This is a genomic window from Blautia sp. AF32-4BH (genome assembly GCF_003460565.1).
Classification (GTDB): domain Bacteria; phylum Bacillota; class Clostridia; order Lachnospirales; family Lachnospiraceae; genus Fusicatenibacter; species Fusicatenibacter saccharivorans.
Window position 1 is genome coordinate 12,916 of sequence record NZ_QTVL01000008.1, and the last position, 15,304, is coordinate 28,219.

Sequence of the window (15,304 nt, forward strand, 5' to 3'; positions counted from 1 at the left end):
GGACATGGTACTATAATGGTATCGTGTCCCTGTTCATAGAAGGAGAACGCTATGAGCAGGAAAAAACAAGTCTATGAGAAAATCACCGCTCTCTACTGCCGCATCTCTCTGGATGACGGCGGCGACAACGAGAGTATGAGCATCAGCAACCAGAAAATCATGCTTCGGGACTTTGCTGAAAAGCATGGAATGTTCCAGTATGAATATTATGTGGATGACGGCTATACGGGCCGCAATTTCAACCGCCCTGCCTTCCAGCGCATGATCGCTGACATTGAGGCGGGGAAGATCGGCTGCGTCATCACCAAAGACCTATCCAGGCTTGGTAGGAACTATATTGAAGCTGGCAGCTATATCGAAATCTTTTTCCCCAAACACAATGTACGCTATATCGCCATCACGGACGGCGTGGACAGCCTGACCCGTCAGGAGATGGACATTACGCCCTTTAAGAATATCCTGAACGATATGTACAGCCGGGATATTTCTAAAAAGGTGCTGGCAGGCATCACCACCCGCTCCCGGCAGGGGAAGTTCTGCGGAGGGACGCCGCCCTTCGGCCTGATGCGTGACCCGGAGGACAAGGGGCATCTCATCATTGACCCTGAGACAGCGCCAATCATCCGCAAAATCTATGACTATGCCCTTGACGGGCTGGGCTGCATGAGGATTTCCAAACGTCTGATGGAAGAAAAAATCCCAATCACCCATGTCAAAGCCAACACGGAGTTTGACGCCAACTATTATTTCTGGGGCGGAGCCAGAATCAGTCACATCCTGAGAAATCCATTCTATAAGGGCGCACATTTGGTCTTTCGGACGCATCAGAAAGGCATCCGCTCCAACACCTATGACATTATTCCCCGTGACCAGTGGGAAGTGATCGAGGGCTGCCATGAGGCCATTGTGACGCCGGAGGAATGGGAACAGGTGCAGGAACTCATTGACCGCAGGCCGACCATTCAGGGGAATTCCTGCCCCTTTTATAATCTGTTCCACGGTCTGGTCTACTGCGCCACCTGCGGGAAGTCCATGCAGGTGCGGTATGAGAAAGTGGGCCGAACCGGGAAGAACCGCTTCACCGGCGAAATGCGGGAGCCGATTGACAAGGCGTACTATATCTGCCAGACCTACAACCGCATGGGCTGCAAGGTCTGTTCCAGCCACAAGATCGAGGCCAGGGATTTATACAATCTGGTGCTGAAAGACATTCAGGAACTGGCGGCGCAGGCTATGAAGGATGCCGATGCGTTCTACCAGCGGCTCAGCCGCCGGATGGAGCACCGGTATCTGGTGGACGCCTCCCAGACAGAAAAGGAACGCCTGCGGCTGGAAGCCCGAAATCAGGAAATTGACGGGATGTTCCTGAGCCTGTACACCGATAAGGCCAAAGGCATCCTGACCGAGCAGCGGTTTGTGAAGCTGACGGCGGCGCTGGAACAGGAGCAGGAATCCAACCAGAAACGCCTGCATGACCTGGCAATGATGCAAGGTCGTGCCGATGCGCAAGAAAGCGAAGTCCGCACTTTTATCAAGGAAATCCGGCGCTATGCCGCCATCGAGGAACTGGACGAGGCGGTGCTGAACCGGCTCATTAGCCGGATTCTGATTGGAGAAATCAAGAAGATTGATGGTCAGAGGACACAGGAGGTTAAGATTATTTACAATTTTGTTGGGGAAATGTCAAGGTAGAATTTAGACGCTAAATACTTTTAATTTATATCAAAAGTGATACAACAATTTTCTTTTAATGCTATCAGGCAATAAAGTTATTCCTTTGGCCAGAGTAAAAGGGATAACTTTATTTTGCTAAAGCATACTAAAAAGGGCGCGTTGCAGAAAATTATCCGCAACACGCCCTCTTCTATAAGTCCTTATGTCAAAATCAAATTATTGGTAATCTTGAATATTGGGATAAGCGGCACCGTTATTATGCGCGTAAGCTGCTTCAAAGTAGTCGAGGCTTTCAAAAGTAATGCCCTGATAGTTTCCGACATTCAACACATCAAAAGTTAGATTCAGAACATCACCAGCGGAATATTGGTCAAGAAGATTTCCTGCAAATTTCCATCCTATGTTTTCCTCATAAGTATCCTCGGTAAAATAAAATGTAGTCGCATCCTCAGTCGCATCATAACTAATGTCAATAATTATATCAGAGAAATGAACTTGATCTCCAGCATTAAAGTCTTTGAGATAATCTACAGTTTTTCCATCAGCAGGATTAATAAATTGAGCATTAAGTTGTGTCATATCAACAACCTCTGGAGGAAGAGAATTAAGTCTGTAAGATTCTGCAACAGAGAATTGATAAACTCTGTTATTATCCCCAAAGTAAAATCCATCTTCCGTCATAGGAACACTTGAACGAGCATTGGCATTGTAATAATGGGCATAATACAACTGCCATTTGTATGTCTCAGTTGAAACAAACTGTGCTTTCCATGTACCAGAACTGTCTCCTGCTTTCTTTGTATAAAACATATACTGATTTGTACCAGTAGTTGCTTGACTTACCGTATCACCAGAGGCATCTGACAAGATGAGTGCAATCTGTGTAAAAATATCGACAAAGATAATCCTATGTCCATGCATACGGATAGAACCAACGCTGTTATCTACTTCTGGACGAAAATAAACCTCAGGCCCCATATCACCCGTGTTATATTCTATGCTAGGTGAAACAAGATAGGCCCAACTACTATCCTTTTCACTCTGTCCATCGAGATCGATAAGCTTTTCCACATAATCTGAAAGGATAATCCAGCCAATCTTCCACCAATTCACTTTGCTTGCTTCAGCAGAAGAACTGATATTCTCGTTGTCGGCATAAGCAAAAGTAGTGTTAGAAAAACTTATGCACATAACCAAGGAAAGAGTAAGTGCAACAATCTTACGTGTTAGCTTTTTCATTAAAAGCCCCCCTTCTCTTATAAAACCAAAACAATAATGCAAATGATGGATGCAATAAAAAAGAATACTCCAGCAACCCGCATCAAACCAAGATATAAATCTGTAGGTTCACCGCCTTTTACAGAAAAGAAGTGTTCAATTTTCCATAAAAGTTCCGGCTTAAAAATCATAAAAAAACTTAATAGAAGCAAAAGGATAAGCCATATGTTATCTATGTATAACACTTCCTTTCTGCTAATACTGAAAATTCAAATAAAAAAGCGCATAAGTAGACAAATAATCATGCCTAACTTATGCGCAAATAGAAACAATTTTAATTCTAAGCCTCCAAAGCTGGCAGCGCCGGTAAAAATGCTCCATTATTAAGTTAGGCAACTTAACCTTAAAACAAATCATCGGTCTTACCTCCCAACAATATAAATTTCGACTTTTCACTTTTATTTTATCACCTAAAGCAGAACTTGTCAATGAATTTGTCTAAAATAAGTCGATTTTCTTTTTTGATTATGTGCATTTTTAACTAATAGAAAGAAAGTTGTATTGAGGGCGATTGGTGTTCCTTATTCCATATGTCGGAACTGTATGAAGTGAAAATAGTTTATCCGTTGAAGAGTCACTCCACAGGTTATGCTTGATTCTTTCAAAGTTATGTTTCTATAATATGCATCCGTACTGTCATATTATAATTCACATTATTGGATAATATAAATTGACAAGTATAAGATAAACAGACAAGGAGTCGCTGCCACCCGTAAAACGGGTGGCTCGGGACGCAGGCTTTAAGCCCACTCTACTTGGCCGCGCCTCAAGGCGCTAGCTTTCTCTTTTAGGCTATACTAAAGTTTTTATTTCCCTGGTACAACCGGGGATTTTTTTGCTTCAAGCCGCCAATTAGAACGGCAGCCACAAAGATTTTTCTTTGCGGCTGCCGTTTTCTTGAATTCATCACTTGACAATGTGGCAAAGATGAGAGAGCAGCGGACGAATCCAGTCTGCTTCACAGGAATCCAGATAGGCACATGAGAGAATTTCTGGAAGAAATACAAGGGCATGGTGAATCGAAGGGGTAGTTCCAATGCTGCAGAGCTGATGCAGTTCGTGACTGTTGATGAAAAGAAAAGTACCTTCGGAAATTGTCCGGGTTTCAGTTTTCAGTGTCAGAGTGAGAGTACCTTTTTCAACCCAGATCCATTCTAATTCTTTATGCCAGTGAAAAGGAACAGAGAGCCCGCCATGCGCATAATCCTGATGATAGATATGGAGCGGAACAGGTTCGGTTCCATGCACGGTAAAATCCCGGATTCCGCCAGAAAGAACAGGGGAACAAGATTCAGGAGAAAAGAGCTCTTTTGAACGTTCTTTTTTCATAAAAGTCAAAATCCTTTCATTAAATACGAAAATCAGGTTAGAAAATATAAGATAATATCATTATACTGCTCTTATAGGAAAAAAGAAAGAGAGGACAGAAAATGAAAAGAGAGTGGTGGCATAGCTTAACCGTATATCAGATTTACACCAGAAGCTTCTGTGACAGCAACGGAGACGGCATCGGCGATTTTGGAGGGATTCTGCAGAAGCTGGACTATCTGCAGGAGCTTGGTGTTGGAGCCATCTGGCTTTCGCCTTTTAACGATTCTCCTAATTACGACAATGGATATGATGTCAGTGACTATTATAAAGTAATGGAAGAAGCGGGCACAATGGAAGAGCTGGAAGAACTGATCGCAGCCTGTGAAAAGCGGGAAATTGTGGTCATGATGGATCTTGTTTTAAATCATAGTTCCCATCTGCACCCATGGTTCCTGGAAGCCAGAAAGGATCGAAACAGTAAATACCATGATTTTTACATCTGGAAGGAAGGAACGAAGGAGCAGCCGCCAGAAGGCGGCGGAGCATTCTTTGGAGGAAGCACCTGGGAATGGGTGCCGGAGGTTCAGGAATATTATTATCACAGTTTCAGTGTAATGCAGCCGGATCTGAACTGGAAAAATCCGTCGCTTCGGAAAGAGCTGTACCGGATGATCCAGTTCTGGATGGATAAAGGGATCCGTGGTTTCCGGCTGGATGCAATTGACAATATTGTAAAAGATGGACATGGAGGAAATGATACTCATTCAGAGCAGATTCATACATACTTAATGGAAATGAATCAGAATACGTATGGAAAATCAGAACAGATCCTGACAGTGGGGGAAACCGGAGGTGCTACGGTAGAAATGGCACAGCAGTATTCTGATCCGGAAAGCCAGGAGCTCAGTATGATTTTTCAGTTTGAACTGATGGGAATCGACGGCATCCGAAGTGGAAACTGGGATCCGAAACCGTATACGCTGCCGCAACTGAAGCAGCTCTTTGAAAAATGGCAGACGGGACTGGAAGAAAAAGGATGGAACAGTCTGTTCTGGGGAAACCATGATTTTCCGCGTGTCATATCGCGCTTTGGAAATGACAGGGAACCGTATCGGGAAAAATCAGCAAAAATGTTGGCTGTCCTTCTCCATGGGATGAAAGGAACTCCTTATATTTACCAGGGGGAAGAAATCGGTATGACAAATGTGTCAGGGCTTCGGATCGATGACTATCAGGATATCGAGTCTGTAAATTTTGCCGAAGACCGTAAAAAAGAAGGCTGGGAGGAAGAAAAAATTCGTACCTATCTTGCACGGAACAGCCGGGACCATGCGCGGACGCCAATGCAGTGGAATGCGGAAAAACACGCCGGATTTACAGCGGGAACACCGTGGATGGCGGAAAATCAGAATTACGAGGAGATCAATGTGGAAAACAGCAGAAAAAATCCGGATTCCCTCTTCTATTTCTATCAAAAACTAATTGCGCTGCGTAGGAAAAATGACACTCTTGTTTATGGGGATTTCCGTCTGATTGAGGAAGAAAATCCGGATATTTTTGCTTATGAGAGAAATCTGGGAGAGAAAAAGCTGATTGTGCTCTGCAATTTCCGGGATACCGCGGCAGAGATGAAAGCCCGATATGATTTGACAAAAGGAACGGTTCTGATTCATAATGATACAGAAAGTCTCACAAAAGAAGTGTGGAAGTTACAGCCGTATGAGGCGTATATGATTGAACTTCTGCAGTAAAAAGACAGAAATGAAAAGCAGCAGGAGAAGAAAACTGCAGGAGCAACTGGAAACAGGAGGGAGAAAATGTATCGCGTTCTTCTTGTAGAAGATGAAGAAATTGAACTGGAGACATTGCGGGATTATATTGACTGGAAAAAGAACGGGATTTCCAGAGTATTTACCGCGCGCAATGGCAGAAGGGCACTGGAGTGCCTGGAAGAAAATATGGCAGATATTGTGATTACGGATATTCAGATGCCAGGAATGAGTGGAATTGAACTGGCAGAGACGATCGTACGCCGGGGGTATCCATGCAAAATTGTTTTTCTGACAGGATATGATGATTTTTCCTATATCCATTCCGCTTTTCAGGTGAATGCCGTGGATTACCTTTTAAAGCCATTTACGATTGAAGAAGTAGAAGCATGTCTGAAAAAAGTGAGAAGTGAATTGGAGAAAAGTGAGATAGCAGACTGGTCGCGGAAAACGGCGGCGAAGCAGTTGCTGGAAATGGCTTTGCGGGAAAAACAGGAAACAGAGCTTTTACGGAAAAATTTCCGTGGTGTATTTGGAGAAGAACTGGAAGAGTGCAGGTTTGGAATCATAGCGGTTTATGGAAAAACGGAAGAAAACATCTGTAGCCAAATTCAGGAAAAATACAAGGGCATCCGTTACATCAGCAAAACGGAACGGATCAGCATTCTGCTGCTGGCGGGGTATCTGTCGGTGAAAGATACGGCATTTCAGATCTGGAATGATTTGAAAGAAGACGCACCGAGAGCCGTTGGATGGTGCAGTGGAGCATGGACAGCTGACTGCCTGTACGAAAAGGCGGAAAAACTTCGGAACTGTTGTGTTCTGGCATTTCATATGGATCCACCGGAACTTTTCTGTGCAGATGAAAAAGAAACGGAAGAGGAAAAAGCATATCATTTCCGGGAACAGAAGGAGCGGAGAGAAGAAATCTGTCGTCTGGTCAGCAGCGGGAAAAAGCAGGAAACGCTGCAGACCATGAAAGATTATTTTCAACAGCTAAAGGGGCTTGCGCCGAAAACATTTGCGGGAGAAGTTTATAATCTCTATATGTATCTATGGAACCGTCTTGTTTTGAGCGATGAACTGCTGGAAAACTGGATGGAAGCAGAAAAAATTTTGAGAGAAAATGAAATTTTTGAAGCAAACAACAGTTATCAGATGCGGGAAAAGATGAAGCAGTATCTGGAACGGATGTTGGCATTTTTTGAAGAACAGAATCAAAATCCAAATTACTATGCCGTTTATCAGGTAAAAACATATCTTCAGGAGCACTGCTCGGAAAGCGCAGATATCGAGAAGCTGGCCGCGGAGGTCGGTTTGTCTCCGAATTATCTGAGGAGCCTGTTTAAAGAGGCAACAGGAAAAACGATTTTGGAATACAATACGGAAATGCGTCTGCAGAGGGCGGCGGAACTGTTAAAGAATAAGAAAAATAAAGTACGGGAAGTGAGTCTGGCGGTTGGATATGAAAATGTTTCTTACTTTGGCGTTGTGTATCGCAATGGCGATGAGTGTCCTGATGGCAGCGGGAATGCTTGCAGGATGCGGATCAAATGGCAGTACATCATCAAGTACTGCATCCGGCAGTGCATCATCTGCATCGGGCGAGGTATCAACAGACGGAGTTACGATTTCTATCTTTGACAAAAACTCCGGAAGCAATACCTTTGATGATCCAGTTGCAAAAGCAATTGAGGAAAAAACAGGTGTCAAAATTCAGGTAGAAAATCCAACCGGAGATCCGCTGGAAAAATTGAACCTGATGCTGACCGGTCAGAATTACCCGGATATCGTCCTGATGGATCGTGGAAATGATATTGTAAACCGTTACATTGAGGCAGGCGCACTGCTTCCGTTGAATGATCTGATCGATGAGTACGGTCCGGATGTAAAAGAGATGTACGGGGAAACCTTAAACAAGAGTCGTTATACCGATGGAAAGAATTACTATCTGAATAACTGGTACGGAGAAGATCCGGATCCGGTAGCCGGTGTTCTGATGCGCTATGATTATCTGTGCGAAATCGTTGGAAAAGACCGCGCAGACAGCGATGAGCCATTTACACAGGAAGAGTATATTGACATTTGCAAGAAATTCAAAGAACTTCATCCGACCATTGACGGAAAAGAGAGTATTGCCATTACCTTTGATGCAGAATCCAAAAACTACGATGGAACATTAAAAGGAATGTATGGTCTGAAAACATATTATCAGGATGGGGACAATCTGGAACATGTTGCCAAAGCACCAAACTTCAAAGAGATGATGTCCTTTGCCAATGAACTGTATACCGAAGGCCTTCTGGACAAAGAGTGGGTTGTCAACAAGAAAAATCAGTGGACGCAGAAACTGTCTGCAGGTAACGTATTCAGTACCTTTGCTTCCTACTGGGATACCGATGCAGCAAATACAGCACTTGCTTCTTCTGTAGGAGAAGATGCAAAATTCTATTCCTATAAAATCCTTGGAAACGGAATCAGTGCAGATGAAACTACTTACTGCGGAAGAAGTACACTTGGCTGGGATGCAATCGCGATCACCAAGAATTGTAAAAATCCGGAAGCAGCCATGAAGATGATCAACTACCTTGCAAGCGAAGAAGGACAGTATCTTCTGATGTGGGGTATTGAGGGAACCAACTGGAATATGGAAGATGGAAAACACGTTCCGAACGATGATCTGATTGAAGGATTCCAGACGGATTTTGACAAAACAAAACTGGATACCGGCGTCCGCAAATGGACTTGGTTTGTAAAGAACGGAAATGGTACAGACGGAACTCCATACGATGTATCACAGTATAAAGTAAAAGAGACCCGGCAGGTGGCTATGAATCACTTTGGTGAGAACGACAGATGGGATACCGCAGAGTTTACAGGCCTTGCCCCGGCAGGAAGCACTCCGGATGGCTTGAAATGGCAGAAAATCCAGGATATCTACGATCAGGAATATCCGAAGATTGTGAATGCAGACAGCCACGATGCGGCAATGGAAGAGTACGACAAGATGATTTCCGAAATGAATGACGCAGGACTGGAAGATGTAGAAAAAGTTATCACACAGAATTATCAGGAGCGTATGAAACTCTGGAATGAGTAAGCTAAAGTAAAATAAAAAAATCACACACGGAAAAGAACCGGCAGAAATCGAAATACAGATTTCTATGTCGGTTCTTTTTTATCAGAAGAAGCATTGCGATTTTCAAGGAATCTGGATATAATGAGGAAAACTGGAAAAACAGGGAAATCCAACCGCATGAGACAGGAGGCATCGTACATGGCAGCGAAAGAACAGTTAACCGCAATGGAAATGATCTGGGGATTTATGAGTGGGACGACAGGACATATGGGAAAGACGGACTTTGCGCCGCAGAAGGAAGCGTTCGGGGATTTTGCATCTCCGGAAACGTATTTTCCGCGCGTGGTGCCGGAGAGCGAAGGCATCTCATCGGAAAAGCTGACGCAGATGCTTCGTGAGCTCGCCGCTGCGCGCCATACGGACATGCATCATCTGCTGGTCCTGCGGAATGGACATGTCATCTGCGAATGCAATTTCGCCCCATACCGCAGCGGCATCTGGCATGCGACGTATTCTATGTGTAAGAGCATCACTGGCATGGCGGCTGGTTTTCTGATCAGTGAAGGAAAACTTTCCCTGGACGAGAACGTCTATGATATTTTTGAAAAACGAAACGGTCTGCTGCAGAAGATCCTGCGCCCGAATCTGACCGTGAAGCATCTTCTGACGATGAAGAGCGGCGTACAGTTCAACGAGATGGGCGTTGTTTCCGGCAACGACTGGGTGGACAGCTTCTTAAATGCGCCGGTCAAGGGAACGCCGGGCGAAGCGTTTGAGTACAACAGTATGAACACGTATCTGCTGTCTGCAATCATACAGGAGCGCACCGGCATGAAGATGGTGGATTACCTGCGGCCGCGCCTGTTCGAGCCGCTCGGTATCAAAAAAATCTTCTGGGAGAGCTGCCCGGCAGGGATTACGAAAGGCGGCTGGGGCCTCTTCCTGTGCCCGGAGGACGCGGCCAAGCTCGGGGTGATGTACGTGAACGGCGGAAAATTCGAAGGAAAACAGATCGTCCCGGCGGAATGGGTCGCAGCGTCCACCTCCGTTCATGCGACACCGCCGGAAAAGATGGGAAAATATGGCTATGGTTACCAGGTCTGGATGGAGGAGCGGCCGGGCAGCTTTGCGTTCAATGGCATGCTGGGGCAGAACGTGCTCGGTTATCCGGATACCGGCGTGGTGATTGTGACGAATGCTGGCAGCAATGAGCTGTTCCAGACGTGTGAGATGCTTGACATTGTGCGGAAGTATTTCGGTGCGGAATTTGGTGCAGAGCTGAAATCCGGCGAGGCGGAAAGCCCGATGGCATATCAGAAGCTGGTGCAGACCTGCCGTGATCTGGAGGGCGCGAAAGAGACACCGGGAAGAATCCTGCGCGGCGGCTGGAAGCGGAGAACACCGGGGCCGCGGAACAGCGGAACACCGCGTCAGATCGATATGGCGCAGCTTCTGCACGGAAAAGAATATAAAATGGAGGACACGCATGTCGGCATGTTTCCGCTGACGCTGCAGGTCTTCCACAACAACTTTTCCGACGGCATCCGCCGCATCGGTTTCTTCTATGAAAAAGGCCGTTTCTTTGTCGAGCTGACCGAGGGAGAAAAAACACAGCGCATTGAGATCGGTCTTACGGGGTCCAAAGTTGTAGAATGGGTGGAAAACGAGGAATCGTATCTGCTCGGAACGACGGGACAGTTTGCGGAGAATGAAGACGGCGAACTGGTGCTGAAGCTTGAGTTTGCATTTCTGGAAGAGGCCGCAAGACGGAGGGTCAAAATCATTTTCCAGCGTGATTTCGAGCGGATCAGACTGGAGTGGAATGAGACGCCGGGCAAGGATCTGATTATCGAGGGCCTTGAATCCCTCGTGACGGATGTGGCGATCGCACCGCTTCTGCCGTCGCGGTTCCGCGAGCGGAGCCTTGACATGATCCATCTGCTGATGGCACAGACCATTGAGCCAATGGTAGAGGCACACCGTGTGCGGTCGGGGGAAGAAACGGGGACAGAAGAAGCGGCAGCGGAAGCTGAATCGGCCGCGGCAGTGGAAAATGCGGAAAACGCAGAAGAAACGGTGTAAAAACAGAAAAAATCAGAAGAGAAATGTGGATAAAAAAGGGAATGGAGCTGCCGGATGCGCAGTTCCATTCCCTTTTAAAAATACAGATTACAGATTCAAAGCCATATCGCCGGATTTGATCAGGTTTGCCTTGCGGAATACCTCTGAGAAGAACAAGGTGATCACAGCCGGAAGCACGAAGTGGAGCAGAATGATTTTGATGATGACGAGCTTCGGATCATCGTAAGTGATCATCGTCTGATACGTTGTGATCTGTCCGACAAGACCTGCGGAACCCATGCCGCTTCCCGTTGCATTATTCTGCATATTGGCGAGGATTGTGGAGACGGGTCCTAAAATCGCACTCGAGAAGATGACGGGCAGCCAGATCAGTGGATGACGCATGATGTTCGGCACCTGAAGCATCGAGGTTCCAAGACCCTGTGCGACAAGGCCGCCGAATTTGTTTTCCCGATAACTTGCAACCGCGAATCCGACCATGTTGCAGCAGCAGCCGATCGTTGCGGCACCGGCGGCAAGACCGGAAAGATTCAGAATGATGCCGAGTGCAGCGGAGCTGATCGGCAGTGTCAGAACCATACCCATGACGACCGAAACAACGATGCCCATGATGAACGGCCGCTGTTCCGTTGCCCAGTTGATGATGCTTCCAAGGCCTGTCATCATCTGGGAGATCGGCGGTCCGACGAGCAGTCCGACAACGGAACCGGCTCCGATGGTGATGACCGGTGTCACGATGATATCAACCTTGGTCTTGCCGGAAACCAGATGGCCGCAGGTGATGCCTGCGAAAGCTGCGATGAAAGCGCCGAGCGGTTCGCCAGGTCCTGCCAGAACGGCATTTCCGTCCACAAAGAATGTGCCGCCGGTGATCTTGCCGGCATAACCGCCGACCATGGCGGCGACGGCTGCAGAAACCGTGACAAGCGGGCTTTCCCCATATTTCACTGCCACGCCGACACCGATACCGGCACTTGTCAGGGCTGCGGCAGCTTTTCCAAGCAGATAGATCACATTTCCAGTCGAACCGCCGATCAGAAGACCGATCTGCTGAATCATTGTACCGATAATCAGGGTTGCAAAAAGACCCTGCGTCATGCCGCCGAAGCCATCAATGAAGATGTGCGAGGCGACTTTTTTGATTGTTCGCATATGGAATTCCTCCTCATGTATGTGGTGTGTTACTGTATTCACAAGTGACTTGTCAGTCGACTTTTAGTCTATCATAAGATGGGGGCGGGTGCAATCCTTTTCCGGGGGCATAAGTTGACAAAAGAAAGGGGCACGCTTATAATTGAGACAAATTCAGAGCGCTTCCAGAAAACAGCGCAGACAGTAAAAAAGTGATAAAGGAGACGCATGGGAAAACAGAAAAAGAAACAGAAAAAACGCGGCAATCCGCTTTGGACTCTGGTATTTTTAGCGGCACTTGCTGTTTTCTGCTTTTCCGGGTATAAGCTGATCGGCATTTACCTGGATTACAAGACCGGTACGGATGAATACCGGGATCTGCAGCAGTATACGACGGAAATTACAAAAACACCGGAGACACCGGCACCAAAGAAAACAGAGGAGCCGCAGGCGGAATCCAAACCGGCGGAGCCTTCCGAACCGGAGCCGGAACCACTGTCGTATCCGACAGAACCGCCGCTTGCCGTCGATTTTGAATCCCTAAAAGCGATTAACCCGGATGTGAAGGGATGGCTTTATATCGAAGCTCTCGACATCAGTTACCCGGTCGTACAGGGGCCGGACAACGATGCGTATCTTCATACGACGTATGAGGGAACGAGCAACTTTGCGGGTTCCATTTTCCTCGATTACCAGAATCAGGGTGATTTCAGTGATGGAAACACAATCGTTTACGGTCATAATATGAAGAATCTCTCCATGTTCGGAAAATTGAAACAGATGAAGGAGCAGGAAAAATATAGGGACAGCGTCTATTTCTGGATGCTGACGTCGGAATCAAACGATGTGTACCAGATTTTTTCTGCCTTTTATACGGAGGCAGACAGTGATGTCTACACGCTGTATTCCGGCGGGGGTGAAGCGTTTGTACAGTATCTGAATACCATGGCGGCGCGGTCAGAGATTCCGGTGGAGCAGCCGGAGATGGATGAACACAGCCATATTATTGTGCTGTCCACCTGTGCGGCGAGCGATACGACTGGACGGTTCGTCGTTCTGGGCGTGCGGCGGAACCGGTAATGATTGGTCAGGAGGAGGAATGACAGATGGAAGAGGAAAGAAAAATCGAAGAACTGCAGAGATTGATTGATACGCATGAAAATATCGTATTCTTCGGCGGCGCGGGCGTGTCCACGGAGAGCGGGATTCCGGATTTCCGGAGCGTGGATGGCCTTTATCATCAGAAGTATGACGTTCCGCCGGAGACAATTTTAAGCCACAGCTATTTCCTGCGGTACCCGGAAAAGTTTTATGCTTTTTACCGCGACAAAATGCTTCCGGTCGGCGCAGAACCGAACGCGGCGCATAAGAAACTTGCAGAGCTCGAAGCGGCGGGAAAATTAAAAGCGATTGTGACGCAGAACATTGACGGACTGCATCAGGCGGCGGGAAGTAAAGTAGTGTATGAACTGCATGGAAGCACACACCGCAATTACTGTATGAAATGCGGGGCATTCTGCGATACAGAGCTGGTGAGAAGGAGCAGCGGCGTTCCAAGATGTGAAAAATGCGGAGGCATGATCAAACCGGATGTCGTACTCTACGAGGAGAGTCTGAATGAGAAAGTGCTCGACGGTGCGATCCGCTCGATTGCGGCGGCAGATCTTCTGATTGTCGGCGGAACGTCACTTGCGGTTTATCCGGCGGCAGGCCTTCTCCAGTATTTTGAGGGCGATGCGCTGGTTCTCATCAACAAGGGCGCAACGCCGATGGATAAAAACGCGGATCTTCTGATCCAGCAGCCGATCGGGCAGGTGCTCGGCAGCATCAAAGTAAGATAGATTTTAATTAGAAAATATAAGGCGGAAGAAACATGGCAGAACATTACGAAGTAGGCGATATTGTAAAACTGAAAAAGCCGCATCCGTGCGGCAGCAGCGAGTGGGAAATCCTGCGTGTCGGCGCAGATTTCCGTCTCAAATGCACCGGCTGCGGCCACCAGATCATGGTAGCACGCAAGCTGGTCGAGAAAAACACCCGCGGATTACGAAAAAAAGATGCGTAATATCGTGAAAAAAACAAGAAAACACGCGAAAAAGGGCTTGCTATAAGCCCTTTTTTATGTTAAAATAACAAATTGTGACGTATAAAAATAATTCCTTGCTCCCCATAATGAAAATGGGGTGCCAAAAAGTCCAAAAGGAGGTAAAGCATGAACAAGTACGAATTAGCACTGGTTGTGAATGCAAAACTTGAAGAAGAGGAACGCGCAGCTGTAGTTGAGAAAGCCAAAGGTTATGTAACCCGTTACGGCGGAACAGTTGGCGAAGTAGAAGAGTGGGGCAAAAAACGCCTTGCATACGAAATTCAGCATATGCGTGAAGCATATTACTACTTTATTCAGTTTGAAGCAGACGCAACAGCTCCGGCAGAGATCGAGAGCCATATGCGTATTATGGATAACGTACTGAGATACTTAGTCGTTAAAAAGGAAGCTTAAGAGGTAAGCGAATGAATAAAGTTATATTGATGGGAAGATTGACCAGAGATCCCGATGTCAGATACTCTGCTGGAGAGAACTCCACAGCGGTAGCCCGTTATACACTGGCTGTTGACCGCAGATTCCGCAGAGACGGCGATTCCGCAACCGCAGACTTTATCGGATGCGTTGCTTTCGGCCGCCAGGCAGAATTTGCAGAGAAATACCTGCGTCAGGGAACGAAGATCGCCATCACCGGCCGCATTCAGACCGGAAGCTACACCAACCGTGAAGGCCAGAAGGTCTACACGACAGACGTAGTTGTAGAAGAGCAGGAGTTTGCAGAGAGCAAAAATGCAGGCGGAAACAACGGAGGATACTCCGCACCGCAGCATAACAATCCGGCTCCGTCCGCGAATACATCTGACCTGGGCAGCGCCGATGGTTTTATGAATATTCCCGATGGCATTGACGAAGAATTGCCATTTAATTGATAGAAAA

General features: G+C 46.9%; 14 protein-coding genes. 10 read left to right on the forward strand and 4 right to left on the reverse strand.

What is annotated here, in order from left to right:
• Positions 1–51: 51 nt before the first annotated feature.
• The gene (locus DWZ44_RS11085; protein ID WP_055221983.1) at positions 52–1,692 is read left to right on the forward strand and encodes a recombinase family protein; all 1,641 of its coding nucleotides are present in this window, start codon (positions 52–54) and stop codon (positions 1,690–1,692) included.
• Positions 1,693–1,890: 198 nt separating this feature from the next.
• Here DWZ44_RS11085 and DWZ44_RS11090 read toward each other — a convergent pair whose 3' ends face one another.
• The 3 genes from DWZ44_RS11090 to DWZ44_RS11100 form a co-directional block, all read right to left on the reverse strand.
• Complete coding sequence (locus DWZ44_RS11090; protein ID WP_055221986.1) at positions 1,891–2,913, reverse strand: hypothetical protein; 1,023 nt, start codon at positions 2,911–2,913, stop codon at positions 1,891–1,893.
• A gap of 17 nt (positions 2,914–2,930) precedes the next feature.
• The gene (locus DWZ44_RS19330) at positions 2,931–3,137 is read right to left on the reverse strand and encodes a DUF6199 family natural product biosynthesis protein (protein ID WP_334291862.1); all 207 of its coding nucleotides are present in this window, start codon (positions 3,135–3,137) and stop codon (positions 2,931–2,933) included.
• A gap of 721 nt (positions 3,138–3,858) precedes the next feature.
• A complete protein-coding gene (locus DWZ44_RS11100; RefSeq protein WP_117802319.1) occupies positions 3,859–4,281 on the reverse strand; it encodes a cupin domain-containing protein in 423 nt (140 codons plus the stop codon).
• A gap of 101 nt (positions 4,282–4,382) precedes the next feature.
• On the opposite strand from DWZ44_RS11100, the gene DWZ44_RS11105 reads away from it, so the two are divergent.
• The 4 genes from DWZ44_RS11105 to DWZ44_RS11120 all read left to right on the forward strand — a co-directional run bounded on the left by DWZ44_RS11105 (position 4,383) and on the right by DWZ44_RS11120 (position 11,193).
• Entirely contained in the window at positions 4,383–6,014 is a 1,632-nt protein-coding gene (locus DWZ44_RS11105; RefSeq protein ID WP_117802320.1) for a glycoside hydrolase family 13 protein, read from the forward strand.
• A 66-nt stretch (positions 6,015–6,080) separates the two neighbouring features.
• Entirely contained in the window at positions 6,081–7,676 is a 1,596-nt protein-coding gene (locus DWZ44_RS11110) for a response regulator transcription factor (RefSeq protein ID WP_117804869.1), read from the forward strand.
• Complete coding sequence (locus DWZ44_RS18710; RefSeq protein ID WP_226906330.1) at positions 7,564–9,132, forward strand: extracellular solute-binding protein; 1,569 nt, start codon at positions 7,564–7,566, stop codon at positions 9,130–9,132. Before DWZ44_RS11110 ends, DWZ44_RS18710 begins: the two co-directional genes overlap by 113 nt.
• Positions 9,133–9,309: 177 nt before the next feature.
• Positions 9,310–11,193 (forward strand): serine hydrolase domain-containing protein, encoded by a 1,884-nt coding sequence (locus tag DWZ44_RS11120; protein WP_158565886.1) that lies wholly within the window; start codon positions 9,310–9,312, stop codon positions 11,191–11,193.
• A gap of 87 nt (positions 11,194–11,280) precedes the next feature.
• Here DWZ44_RS11120 and DWZ44_RS11125 read toward each other — a convergent pair whose 3' ends face one another.
• On the reverse strand, positions 11,281–12,345 hold the full coding sequence (locus DWZ44_RS11125; RefSeq protein WP_117804871.1) for a PTS transporter subunit IIC: 1,065 nt from the start codon (positions 12,343–12,345) through the stop codon (positions 11,281–11,283).
• Between the two features lie 207 nt (positions 12,346–12,552).
• On the opposite strand from DWZ44_RS11125, the gene srtB reads away from it, so the two are divergent.
• The 5 genes from srtB (at position 12,553) to DWZ44_RS11150 (ending at position 15,297) form a co-directional block, all read left to right on the forward strand.
• A complete protein-coding gene (gene srtB, locus DWZ44_RS11130; protein ID WP_117761938.1) occupies positions 12,553–13,404 on the forward strand; it encodes a class B sortase in 852 nt (283 codons plus the stop codon).
• Between the two features lie 26 nt (positions 13,405–13,430).
• Positions 13,431–14,165, forward strand: a complete 735-nt coding sequence (locus tag DWZ44_RS11135) for an NAD-dependent protein deacylase (RefSeq protein WP_117761939.1) — start codon at positions 13,431–13,433, stop codon at positions 14,163–14,165.
• 32 nt (positions 14,166–14,197) lie between these two features.
• The gene (locus DWZ44_RS11140) at positions 14,198–14,389 is read left to right on the forward strand and encodes a DUF951 domain-containing protein (protein ID WP_022461609.1); all 192 of its coding nucleotides are present in this window, start codon (positions 14,198–14,200) and stop codon (positions 14,387–14,389) included.
• Between the two features lie 147 nt (positions 14,390–14,536).
• Positions 14,537–14,824 (forward strand): 30S ribosomal protein S6, encoded by a 288-nt coding sequence (gene rpsF, locus DWZ44_RS11145; RefSeq protein ID WP_022461610.1) that lies wholly within the window; start codon positions 14,537–14,539, stop codon positions 14,822–14,824.
• A gap of 11 nt (positions 14,825–14,835) precedes the next feature.
• Positions 14,836–15,297: a single-stranded DNA-binding protein gene (locus tag DWZ44_RS11150; RefSeq protein WP_055220137.1), complete on the forward strand. Its 462-nt coding sequence runs from the start codon at positions 14,836–14,838 to the stop codon at positions 15,295–15,297.
• The last annotated feature ends 7 nt before the right edge of the window (positions 15,298–15,304 follow it).